This window comes from Corynebacterium sp. KPL2734, from assembly GCF_040225595.1.
GTDB lineage: Bacteria > Actinomycetota > Actinomycetes > Mycobacteriales > Mycobacteriaceae > Corynebacterium > Corynebacterium rhinophilum.
The window spans coordinates 1-11,346 of sequence record NZ_JBEHFO010000028.1; the positions used below are offsets into that span (position 1 = coordinate 1).

Genomic DNA, 11,346 nt, shown 5'->3' on the forward strand with positions numbered 1-11,346 from the left:
CGTGATGGTCGCCTTATTGTGCACCGGCACGAGGCTTACCACGGGTTACAGATACACCACACTAGCGGACGCAACCTATTGAACATCTCTTGTGCTTGTTCAAGTAGTCGGTTTGGCTCGTCTAATGCTTTTTGAATCGGCTTTTCGTGTCCATTGAGAAGTATCAGGCACCGTCTCATCTTGGGAGAGAGGCGTCTTCCAGCGTTTTATTTTCGCATACGATGAAGGGCATGGAAGAAAGGCGGCTAACAACACTATTTTTTGGCAATGTAGTGCTTGAATCTCAAATCTCAGGTACGTTTCCCAAAATGTACGCTGCGGATATGCGGTCTTATTGGATGAGGCCGAGCAGAGATGGTGCCATTGCTGTTCCACTAGATGATCTTCGCGGAAAAATTACTGCGGATAGGGCTAAGGCACTTTCTGAGAAAATCTTTGAATCGGTGGCCTTAGAACTGGAAGAGAGCTATGCGGGAGGCAAAAGCCAAGCAGTACAAGAGCTTACTGCTTGGCTTTTACAAGAGTAGCTTAGAGCCCAAAGTAATCGCGCAGGTCGGCCGCGATGGCATCGAGGCGCCCAGCGTCGGGGGACTCTAGATAGCACTTGAGCTTGGGCTCGGTGCCGGAGGGACGAACGATGACGCGGTCATCGTTCTCGGTGAAGAACTTCGAGCCTTGTGCGAACTTTTCCACCTTGGATACCGGGGAGCCAGCGAGTTCGGTCGGTGGGGTGGTAGAGACCTTGTCCATTGCTTGGGTAATCAGGCTCAGGTCCTCAACACGGAAGGTCAGCGGCTGGGTGTGCAGGGCACCGACCGTGGCGTAGATATCATCCAAGCGGTCCAGGAGGCTGCTTCCGGCTGCCTTGCATTCGGCGGCGAGGCTGGCAAGCACCACGGAGGTGGAGATGCCGTCCTTATCGCGCACTGCGTTGGGATCGGGGCAGAAACCAATAGCTTCTTCGTAGCCGAAGGCCAGTTCCGGGGTGCGGGCGATCCACTTGAAACCGGTCAGGGTTTCCTCGTGGCCGAGGCCGTAGTGCGCGGCGATGCGCCCGAGCAGGCGGGACGATACGAGGGAGTTGGCGAAGTTGCCGGTAGCGCCGCGGCGAGCGAGGTAATCGCCAAGCAAGGCACCGGTCTCATCGCCACTGAGCTGGCGCCAGGTGCCATCGGTGGGAACGGCGGCGGCGCAGCGATCGGCGTCAGGGTCATAAGCGATAAGGATATCGGCACCGATTTTCTCGGCATGCTGAATACCAAGGTCTAGGGCGCCGGGCTCTTCCGGGTTGGGGAAAGAAACCGTGGGGAAATCGGGGTCAGGAGCAGCCTGTTCCGGCACCAGCGAGACATTAAAGCCGCAGCGAGACAGCAGTTCCTTACCCAGTTCGGCACCCACGCCGTGCATGGCGGTCAAAGCGATGGTGATATCGGTATTTTCACCGACCAACGCGGCTGCACGGTCGAGGTACTCCGCGCGGGTATCGACGTCCTCGATGTGATCGGAGGTGAGCGGGACCTCATCGGCATAGGGGGCCTTAGCGATGACGGCGGCGATTTCCTTATCGGCCGGGGAGATGAGCTGCACGCCCTCGCCCGGGCCGGTGGCAACGCGGCCACCCAGGTACACCTTGTAGCCATTATCGGCGGGCGGGTTGTGGGAGGCGGTAACCATAATGCCGGCGTCCGCGCCCAAAGAACGCACCGTGAAGGCGGTCAGCGGGGTCGGATTCTGCGCAGGCAGGACTAAGGCCTTTCCGCCAGCGGCGGAGATAACCTGCGCGGCATCGCGCTGGAACTGCGCGGAGCCGTGGCGGGCATCGCAGCCGATGACAACGACCGGGGTATCGACCTGCTGCTTGAGCCAGGTAATAAGACCGTAGGTGGTGCGAATGACCACGGCGCGGTTCATGCGGGATTCGCCCGCGCCCACGGCAGCGCGCAGGCCCGCGGTACCAAAGTTCAGGGGGCCCGCGAAGGCGGCGGCGAGTTCTTCGGAGTTATCTTCCTCGATCCACGTGAGCACCTGACGGGCGGTGTCCGCATCCGGATCGTGTTCGGCCCAAGTGCGGGCGTAGTCGATATCGAAGGTCTTATCCACAGACATGGCTTAAAGCTCCTCGAGGATCTTGGCAGAGGAGGACAGCCCCAGGCGGCTGGCGCCGGCCTCGATCATGGCGAGGGCATCCTCGGCGGTACGGATGCCGCCGGAGGCCTTCACGCCCAGCTTGTCGCCTACGGTCTCGCGCATGAGCTTGACTGCGTGGGTGGAGGCACCGCCGGCGGGGTGGAAACCTGTGGAGGTCTTTACAAAGTCCGCCTGAGCGGCAGCGGCGGCCTGGCAGGCGAGGACAATGGCGGCATCGGAAAGCGCGGCAGACTCGATGATGACCTTGAGCACCTCGCCTGGGATGGCATCGCGCACGGCCTGGATTTCTGCCTGCAGCTCCTCGGCGCGGCCCTCGATGGCCAGCGGGATGTTGATGACCATGTCTACTTCCTCGGCGCCATCGGCAACCGCGCGGGCTGCCTCAGCAGCCTTGATTTCCGGCTTGACGGCGCCGGAAGGAAAGCCCACGACCGTGGCGACGTGGAGGGACTCTGGGGTCTCGAGCGGCAGGGCGGAAGGGGAGACGCACACGGCATAGGTGCCAAGCTCGGTGGCCTCTTCTACCAAGGTGCGGAACTGCTCCGGGGTGGCCTCTGGCTTGAGCAGGGTGTGGTCGATGTAGGAAGCAACGTCTGAGCGGGTGAGGTTCTGGGAAGTCATGATTTTCTCCTTTAGGAAACTGGGGCGGGTTCGTTTTTAGCCATCTTCAGATCTGAAATGATGTACAGCGCGGAACCGAAGAGGGCGATGACGGTGAGAATGAGCAGGGTGGTGGTGTAGCTGGTGGACTCCATCAGCTTGGCGGTGTACGCAATGCCCAGCGGGATGGCGATATTGATGGTGAGGTTATAAAAGCCGATGGCGATACCGGACTTGGCTGCGGTGATATTGCGCAGCGCAGTATTGACCAGTGGTGCATACATCAGGGAAAAGCCGCTGGCAAAGGCAATGATGGTGATAACAAGCACGGCCACGTGAACCTGTGCAAAGAGCGCGGCAATGAATAAGGAACCTGCAACCAAAGCAAAAGCGGTATAGATGGTGGATCGAGACGAGAGCACCGTGCCGATCTTGCCGGATAAAACACCGACGAGCACGGCGCAGGCATAGCCAGGAATGAGCAACAACGAAGCACGGTCAAGGCTCATGCCGTGCAGGTCTTGGGCTGCATAGGGAAGCAGGAAGATAAAGCCCAGCTGGGTGGAATAGACAAAGAGCACCATGACGATGGTCCACACGTAGCGTCCATTGGTAAAGAATTCCGGGGTGACCACGGGGTTCTTTGCGTTCTTGATGTGCACGATGAACAGGACTAAGCCAATGGCTGCCAAGACGAGCCAGTACCAGGCGTAATCCTGCATAAACATGATGAGAGCGCTGGCGAAGACGGCGACAAAGAACAGGCCAAGTGCGTCCAGGTGGCCCTCCACGGCCTCATCTTCCGGCACATTTTTAATGATGGGCGGAATGGTGAGCAGGAGGATAAGGGGGATGAGGAACATCGCCGTCCAGGACACGTAAGTGGAGATGAACCCAGAGGTCAGCGCACCAATGAGCAGGCCGGCCTGGAAGGCAGCGGTGGAAAAGCCGAGGTAGGTCTTTTGATCATCCTCGCTCAAGTGCTTGGTCACGTAGATGACATAGAGCGTTTCAGCGGCGGCCAAACCGGTGGTCTGAATCAATCGCCCAGTCAACACCATGGCCCACGAACCGGAGAAAATGAAAGCCAGGATGGAACCCACGGCCACAAACCCGATACCGGTAAGCATGAGCTTCCGAATAGAGATGGAGTCCGCCAAGGCGGCGTAGACGACGGCGCCGATACCAATGATGACGCCGGCCAGCGAGGCCTGCAGCGAAGCGGTCTTATCGGAGATCTCCAGCGCTTCCGCGATCGGCATGGTCATCGTCTTGAATCCATTGTCAATGATGAGAGAGAAGACGAAGACGAAAAGGAGGATAGGGACGGCCGCCTTGGGGTTAGCCTGGGTGCGATCCCCCGGCATGGCCTTAACTTTTTTCAGCATGGAAGTTGTCCTTTGTGGGAAGAGGAGCTTAGTCGACTGCGTTAAGTGGCAAGGCGAGTTTCATCATGGTGTGGAATGCGCTCTGGCGGTCCTCGGCAGAAAGCTGGGTGCCGTTGACCACATTGTCTGAGACGGTGAATAGGCCCAAGGCGTCGACACCGGCCTCGGCGGCGGTGGCATAGAGCGCGGCGGATTCCATTTCCACGCCAAGCACGCCCATGTGCGCCCAGCGGCCGTTGACGGTCTTATCCATGTGGTAGAACATGTCAGAACTTAGGATATTGCCCACGTGAATCGGGGTCTCTTGGCGCTCGGCCTCATCTACCAGCGCCTTGAGTAGCTTCCAGGATGCGGTGGGGGCGTAGGTGCCCGGCAGGTCATACTGTGACAGGAAGTTGGAATCGGTAGAAGCAGAAGATGCCACGATGACATCGTGCAATTCGATGTCTTCTTGCATAGCACCGATGGAGCCGACGCGGATGAGCTTTTTCGCACCGAACTTATGGATCAATTCCCAGGAGTAGATACCGATAGAGGGAATTCCCATACCGGTGCCCATAACGGAGATGGGCTTGCCGTTGTAGGTGCCGGTAAAGCCCAGCATGTTGCGGATTTCATTGAATTGGACGACATCTTCCAAGAAGGTATCCGCGATGAACTTGGCGCGGAGGGGATCGCCGGGCAGCAAAACGGTCTCTGCGATGGGGGCGCCGTGCGGGTTGATGTGCGGGGTGGAAATCTCAGTCTGAGACATGGAGTACTCCTCAACGTGGACTGGTGGACTGTGTCACCAGTCAGTTTAGCCCCCGCGGCACCAATGTCAATGAAATAATTAACAAATGTGCATTAATGGTGAGGAAGGCGACTCTCTGTAGAGCTCACCAGCTTGTGCGCCGTGGTTTGATCCGTGACTAGGTGGGTGGCAAGGCCCATATCCAAGGCGACCTGTAGTGCCTCGGCCTTATGAGCGCCGCCGGCTACTAAGACGCGGGTGGGACGCGTTGCTAAATCGCTCAGGCTAATGCCAACGGTGCGCTCATCCACCGCCTGGCTGGCAACATCGCCTTGGGTGGTGAAAAAGCGCGAGCATACATCTCCCACCGCATTGGTGAGCAATTCTTCCTCTTCGCTTTCGGTGAGATATCCCAAATTAAGCGCGAGCGATTCTTTCTTCATCGCGCCGACGGTAAATACCGCCACGCTTACTGATGCCCCCATCTGCAAAATCTTGGCAATATGCCTATCGCGGGAGACCCACTCTTTGGCCTCGACGGAATCGAAGATTACCGGGAGGGGAAGCAGGTGGGCCTCGGCATTAAAGGCCTGGGTAAATGCCTGCATAGTCTGCAGATCCTTGGTGGAGCGCTCCGAGTGAGAATGCCCGCCCTTGAGCTGGATGATGTCCACACCCTCCAGTGGCCGCTTGCGTAAATGGGAGGCCACCGCGGACATGGTTTCGCCCCAGGACAAGCCCACCGAGGTGTGATCGGTAATGAGCTCTTCCAATAGGGCGGCGCCAGCGCTGCCCAAATCCGCGAGCAGGGATCCGCCGGGAGGGGTGGCGGTGACGCGGGCATCGGCAAGCGAAAAGCGCTCGCAGAGGGCAGAAACCAGCTCATCGGACTGCTCGCGGGGATCGGTAATACTCACGGTGACAAAGCCGCGCTCGGCGGCATGAGTGAGTAACTTGGAGACCGTCGGCCGGGAAATCCCCAGGTGAGCCGCCACCTCCGCCTGCGAGAACCCGGAGTTGTAGTAGAGCTTCGCGGCGTCGATAGAAAGACAGTCTTTATGATCCAGCATGCCTTTCATTCAAGCACACCGGGTGGGGAGGACCAGCATTGAATAAGCCCCAGAAATTTCCTCACTTATGGGGGTTGACGTGGCGATTTGTGCAAAGTGGAGGTGTCAGGTTACATTATTGAAGTCCGCAACGGAGAGCACAACGAAATATTGATGTGCTTGATGCTGGGATGTGCCCCCTTAGCTCAGTCGGCAGAGCGTTTCCATGGTAAGGAAAAGGTCGACAGTTCGATTCTGTCAGGGGGCTCCATTCATGTCTGGAGGAAATATCTTCCTGCAGGATGAAGGTGTTCACCATGGCGGTGTAGCTCAGTGGTAGAGCAAGCGACTCATAATCGCTGTGTCGCGAGTTCAATTCTCGCCATCGCTACCGGGAAAGAAAAGCGCCATTACGGCGCTTTTTTACTACCGTGCCTATGGCCTTAGCGGTGTACTGGTTTCCGTGAGGAATTAGGTATCTGGTAAGGTCATCGGCGCGTGACGTTCTAGAGTCACGAAAAATAAAATAGGGGCGTGGCGCAATTGGTAGCGCAACGGTCTCCAAAACCGTAGGTTGCAGGTTCGAGTCCTGTCGCCCCTGCAAGGATCCCCGGCATCTGCTTTCCAGATGGCGGGGATATTTTTGTCACAGATGCGGCTCACCCGCCCTGGCATGCTTTCCTGCCCGTGCACCTTTTGCTAGGGTTGACAAAGTTATGTCTGGGCGGAGGTTCATGCCTAGAAAAAGATTTCACTTCCCAAGGAGGGTTAGCTGTGAGCGATGAGCAGCAGCCGAAGGACTCGGCGGCCCCGCGTCCTACCGGTAAGCGCCAGCTTTCTGGTGCGGCTTCCACGACCTCCACGGACTCGGCGAAGAAGAACGTGGTCCGCGTTGAGGATAAAAACAGCACCGAGAGCCCGGGTGGCGGCGTCGCCGCATTCCCCGGCGAGGTTGTCTCTGAAATGAAGAAGGTGGTCTGGCCCACCCGTGGAGAGATGCTGCAGTACACCCTCATCACGTTCGCCTTCTTGATCGTCATCACCGCGCTTGTTTGGGGCGTCGATACCCTGGCTGGCCTCGGAGTTGAGAAGATTCTGACTAATTAGCTAGAATGACCCCACAATCTTTTATCCCGCTGTTTCCGCACTCCGGAACGGCGGGATACTTTTTGCCCACACGCGCCGCGGGTAGGCTGGTTCTACAACACGCGCCGATGACATTTTGGAGTACCACTCATGAGCGACGAAAATAACGTCGAAAACCCAGGAACCTCCCTAGAGGAGGCCATGCAGTCCAACGTGCAGGAGCAGGCTGCAGAGCACGCCAGCGCAGTCGAGGACGCCCAAGAGGAGGCCGCAGCACCGGCTCAGGCTGACATCGCTGGCGCAGAAGACGCTGCGCTTGCCGATGCCCCCGCGGCGGAGGCCGAGTCCGCCGAAGAGAGCGCCGCCGAAACCGAGGAAGAAGCTGAGGACGCCGCTTACCGCAAGCGCCTGCGCGAATTCACCCGCGAGCTGAAGAAGCAGCCGGGCCAGTGGTACATCATCCAGTGCTACTCCGGCTACGAAAACAAGGTGCGCACAAACCTCGACATGCGTGCGCAGACCCTTGAGGTGGAAGACTCCATCTTCGAGGTCGTCGTCCCCATCGAGCAGATCATGGAAAACAAGGACGGCAAAAAGAAGATTGTCAAGCGCAAGCTGCTGCCGGGTTACGTCTTGGTGCGCGCTGAGCTTAACGATGCCGCCTGGTCCGTCATCCGCGAAACCCCCGGCGTGACCTCCTTCGTGGGCAACGAAGGCAACGCGACGCCGGTCAAGACCCGCGACGTGGCAAAGTTCCTCATGCCGAACGAAGCTCCCGCCAAGGGCGAGGCTGCCCCGAACGAGCAAGAGGGCGAGCAGGTCGTCGAAATGCCGGAGAAGGAAGTGGCCAAGAAGTACGCCCACGACTTCGAGGTGGGCGAGGCCGTTACCATCCTGTCCGGCCCGCTGGCTGCCGTGTCCGCCACCATTTCCGAAATCGACCCGGAGACCGGCAAGATGCAGGGCCTAGTCTCCATCTTCGGCCGCGAAACCCCAGTGGAGTTGTCGCCGACGGAAATCGAGCGCATTTCTTAAAAAATGATTTTGTGCAGGGCGCACGGTGTTCTAGACTGGAACGCCGTGCGCCTTTTGCGTGCGCACACGTAAATCGTTTCATCCTCCGGTGGCCCACTGAGGTGAGCATCCGGACGGGCCGCGTTATTCATCGTGACGCAGGTTCGGTACCACAGGAAAGAGGTAATTCGATGGCTCCAAAGAAGAAGGTATCTGGCTTCATCAAGCTGCAGATCGAGGCTGGCGCCGCTAACCCGGCACCGCCAGTTGGCCCGGCACTGGGTGCCCACGGCGTCAACATCATGGAATTCTGCAAGGCTTATAACGCCGCTACCGAGAACCAGCGTGGCAACGTGGTTCCTGTTGAGATCACCGTCTACGAAGACCGCTCCTTCGACTTCAAGCTGAAGACCCCGCCGGCAGCCAAGCTGCTGCTGAAGGCCGCTGGCGTCCAGAAGGGTTCCGGTGTCCCGCACACCGATAAGGTCGGCACCGTCACCTGGGATCAGTGCAAGGAAATTGCACAGACCAAGTTCGAGGACCTCAACGCCCGCGACATCGAGGCCGGCGCACACATCATCGCTGGTACCGCCCGCTCCATGGGCCTTAACATCGATGGCGCACCGGAGAAGTAAAAACTTTATGTGGTAGGGCCAGCTTCGGCCCGCCAAATACCACGCCAATCCAGAAAAGGAATTGTTAAATGAGCACCAAGTCTAAGGCTTATAAGGCCGCTGCGGAACTAGTAGATAAGTCCCGCCTGTACCGTCCGATCGAGGCCGCAAAGTTGGCCAAGGAGACCTCCTCCAAGAACTTCGACGCCACCGTTGATGTCGTCTTCCGCCTGGGGGTTGACCCACGCAAGGCTGACCAGCTGGTGCGCGGCACCGTCTCCCTGCCTAACGGCACCGGTAAGGACGTTCGCGTCGCCGTCTTCGCAGAGGGCGAAAAGGCTACCGCAGCTCAGGAAGCTGGCGCTGACATCGTTGGCACCTCCGAGCTGATCGAGCAGATCAACGAGGGCAACCTGAACTTCGACGTTGCCATCGCTACCCCAGACCAGATGGCCAAGGTTGGCCGCGTCGCCCGCGTCTTGGGCCCACGTGGTCTGATGCCTAACCCGAAGACCGGTACCGTGACCAATGACGTTGCTAAGGCAATTAGCGAGGTTAAGGGCGGTAAGATCTCCTTCCGCGTGGACAAGGCTGCAAACCTGCACGCCATCCTTGGTAAGGCTTCCTTCGATGCTGAGAAGCTCGCTGAGAACTACGGCGCCCTCATGGATGAGATCCAGCGCCTGAAGCCTGCTTCCGCTAAGGGCATCTACATCAAGCGTGCCACCATCTCCACCACCTCCGGCCCAGGCATTCCTGTGGACGGCTCCGTGCAGAAGGGCTACACCGACTAAGACGGTGATAGCGCATAGCGCGTGAATGAAGACCCCGAGGTTTTTCCTTGGGGTCTTTTGCATCGTTCAACAGGCCTTGCGGTGTGAACGAAAAGTCTAGGTATTGAGCGTTAGTCTGCGCCTTTGATCTCGGCATAGGCATCTAGGGCCGCCTGGCGCGACTGCCTGAGATCCACGATGGGTGGGGTGGATAACGTGGGAGCCCAGCGGCGGATATAGGCGCCTTCGGGGTCGAAGCGCTGTGCCTGGGTTTCAGGGTTGAAGATGCGGAAGAAGGGCGCGGCATCATCGCCGCAGCCGGCCACCCATTGCCAGTTAAATGGGTTGGACGCGGCATCGGCATCCACCAGGGTGTCCCAAAACCATTCCTCGCCTAGGCGCCAATGGATTCCCAGGTTCTTGGTGAGAAACGATCCCACCACCATGCGCACGCGATTGTGCATGTATCCGGTTTTCCAGAGTTCGCGCATACCGGCATCAACAAGTGGTATACCCGTCGTCCCGTCCTGCCAATCCCTCAGCCGCGGGTCATCCCAGGACCAGTCGAAGCGGTCGAACTGTTGCCGCACGTTGCGGGTGGCCAGATCGGGCAGGTGGTAGAGCCGGTGCCAGGCAAAGTCGCGCCACAGCAACTCGGAGTGGAACTTCTCCGCGTCGGGTTCCTCGGCAGCGGCCAGCCAAACTTCGCGTGGGGATACCTCGCCAAAGCGCAGGTGCGGCGATAGCAGAGAGGTGGCGTTGTGCGCGGGTATATCGCGTTCTCTGGCATAGTGAGTTAAGTCGAGCTGGGCTAGGCGTTCGCGCGCACCTGCCTCCCCTGGCGTCCAATACTGGGCGAGCGATGCAGCCCACTTCGGTTCAGCGGCGCTGGGATCGGGCCAGCTGCTGCTTGCCGATGCCCCCATCTCCCGCCGCGACAGCAATTCCGGCACGGGCAGCGGTTCGTCATCAGCGAGTTGGGACCGCGCGGCGGCCCCAAAGGGAGTAAAGACCTTATAAGGCTTGCCCTGGCCATTAGTTACCTTCCATGGCTCCACGAGGGTGAAGCCGGGGCAGGAGATGGCGTTAATTCCGGCATCGGCAAGCGTTGCTTTGACCCTGGCGTCTACCTCGCGCAGCGGGCCGTGGTAGCGGCGGTTCCAGGTGACGGTATCGGCGCCAATCTCCCGGGCGGTGCGGGGAATGACGGCGCGGGCATCCCCGGTAGCGCGGAGGAGCTTCACCCCACGGGAGGCAAGCTCCTGCGCTAGGGCATGGAGCGAACGCTCCCGCCACCAGTGAGTGGCGCCACCGAGCGGCCGGGTGCTGGGGTAGGCGGGCTCATCGAGGACAACGGCCACTAACTCTGGCTTTGAACCGTTTTTATCGGTGGCGGCCTCCGCGGCCCGGGTAAGGGCCTGGTTATCGGATAAGCGCAGGTCATCGCGAAACCACATGAGGGAAGTCATACTAGATAGCCTACGCGGTTGGGCAATTTGGGAATACGAGGAAAGCACGGTAGTATCCCTTGTGAAGTTTGAACGGCCTTGTGGCCGAGTCAAAGTTCACCGAAGACCGTTGGTCATCCACTAAGGATTGAAAGTTCTCCACCTTGGAGGCGGCCCACGCAGGAGACACTTTGCGCATTCCGCGGCATTTATCATGTCGCACGCCCTGTGCTCTTGCACGGGGCTTTTCTTTTTGGAAGGCCCCGGCGGAAAATAAAAGAGATGTTTTGGAAGGAGGCGAGAGACAATGGCAAACCCAAAGAACACTGCAGACTTGGCAGAGCTGAAGGAGAAGCTGGCCGATTCTAGCTCCGTCGTTTTGACTGAGTACCGCGGCCTGACCGTATCCCAGCTGCAGGAGCTGCGTAACAACCTGGGCTTTGACGTTGACTACTCCGTCGCCAAGAACACCCTCTTCAAGATCGCTGCCAAC

The 11,346-nt window shown here is 58.9% G+C and carries 12 protein-coding genes and 3 tRNA genes; 9 read left to right on the forward strand and 6 right to left on the reverse strand.

All coding sequences use genetic code 11. The features are described from left to right. Positions 1–230: 230 nt before the first annotated feature. Positions 231–527 carry a hypothetical protein gene (locus ABRP88_RS10925; RefSeq protein ID WP_284781948.1) on the forward strand — a complete coding sequence of 99 codons (297 nt, stop codon included), beginning with the start codon at positions 231–233 and terminating at the stop codon, positions 525–527. Between the two features lies 1 nt (position 528). Here the strand turns inward: ABRP88_RS10925 and ABRP88_RS10930 are convergent, their stop codons facing one another. From ABRP88_RS10930 to ABRP88_RS10950, 5 genes are all read right to left on the reverse strand, one after another. After that, positions 529–2,106, reverse strand: coding sequence for a phospho-sugar mutase (locus tag ABRP88_RS10930; RefSeq protein WP_349837208.1), 1,578 nt, complete (start codon positions 2,104–2,106; stop codon positions 529–531). Positions 2,107–2,109: 3 nt separating this feature from the next. Beyond that, positions 2,110–2,769: a deoxyribose-phosphate aldolase gene (deoC, locus tag ABRP88_RS10935; protein ID WP_284770892.1), complete on the reverse strand. Its 660-nt coding sequence runs from the start codon at positions 2,767–2,769 to the stop codon at positions 2,110–2,112. A gap of 11 nt (positions 2,770–2,780) precedes the next feature. Beyond that, positions 2,781–4,136, reverse strand: coding sequence for an MFS transporter (locus ABRP88_RS10940; protein WP_349837209.1), 1,356 nt, complete (start codon positions 4,134–4,136; stop codon positions 2,781–2,783). 28 nt (positions 4,137–4,164) lie between these two features. Continuing rightward, positions 4,165–4,890, reverse strand: coding sequence for a purine-nucleoside phosphorylase (gene deoD / locus ABRP88_RS10945; protein WP_284785666.1), 726 nt, complete (start codon positions 4,888–4,890; stop codon positions 4,165–4,167). A 92-nt stretch (positions 4,891–4,982) separates the two neighbouring features. Continuing rightward, complete coding sequence (locus tag ABRP88_RS10950) at positions 4,983–5,939, reverse strand: sugar-binding transcriptional regulator (RefSeq protein WP_349837210.1); 957 nt, start codon at positions 5,937–5,939, stop codon at positions 4,983–4,985. Between the two features lie 174 nt (positions 5,940–6,113). Between ABRP88_RS10950 and ABRP88_RS10955 the strand changes: the two genes are divergently transcribed. The 7 genes from ABRP88_RS10955 to rplA all read left to right on the forward strand — a co-directional run bounded on the left by ABRP88_RS10955 (position 6,114) and on the right by rplA (position 9,426). After that, positions 6,114–6,189: transfer RNA gene (locus ABRP88_RS10955), tRNA-Thr, on the forward strand. A 48-nt stretch (positions 6,190–6,237) separates the two neighbouring features. Then, a tRNA-Met gene (locus ABRP88_RS10960) sits at positions 6,238–6,309 on the forward strand. Positions 6,310–6,446: 137 nt separating this feature from the next. Beyond that, positions 6,447–6,519, forward strand: a tRNA-Trp gene (locus tag ABRP88_RS10965). Between the two features lie 173 nt (positions 6,520–6,692). Continuing rightward, a complete protein-coding gene (gene secE, locus ABRP88_RS10970) occupies positions 6,693–7,025 on the forward strand; it encodes a preprotein translocase subunit SecE (protein WP_284770896.1) in 333 nt (110 codons plus the stop codon). Between the two features lie 129 nt (positions 7,026–7,154). Continuing rightward, positions 7,155–8,039: a transcription termination/antitermination protein NusG gene (gene nusG / locus ABRP88_RS10975; protein ID WP_349837211.1), complete on the forward strand. Its 885-nt coding sequence runs from the start codon at positions 7,155–7,157 to the stop codon at positions 8,037–8,039. Between the two features lie 170 nt (positions 8,040–8,209). Further along, positions 8,210–8,653: a 50S ribosomal protein L11 gene (gene rplK / locus ABRP88_RS10980; RefSeq protein ID WP_023016714.1), complete on the forward strand. Its 444-nt coding sequence runs from the start codon at positions 8,210–8,212 to the stop codon at positions 8,651–8,653. Positions 8,654–8,721: 68 nt separating this feature from the next. Continuing rightward, positions 8,722–9,426, forward strand: a complete 705-nt coding sequence (gene rplA / locus ABRP88_RS10985) for a 50S ribosomal protein L1 (protein ID WP_284770898.1) — start codon at positions 8,722–8,724, stop codon at positions 9,424–9,426. 110 nt (positions 9,427–9,536) lie between these two features. On the opposite strand, the gene ABRP88_RS10990 is transcribed toward rplA, so the two are convergent. Next, positions 9,537–10,874, reverse strand: coding sequence for a cryptochrome/photolyase family protein (locus tag ABRP88_RS10990; RefSeq protein ID WP_349837212.1), 1,338 nt, complete (start codon positions 10,872–10,874; stop codon positions 9,537–9,539). Between the two features lie 286 nt (positions 10,875–11,160). Here ABRP88_RS10990 and rplJ point away from each other — a divergent pair. Beyond that, the coding region (gene rplJ / locus ABRP88_RS10995; protein ID WP_284623440.1) for a 50S ribosomal protein L10 at positions 11,161–11,346 on the forward strand (186 nt) is incomplete at its 3' end.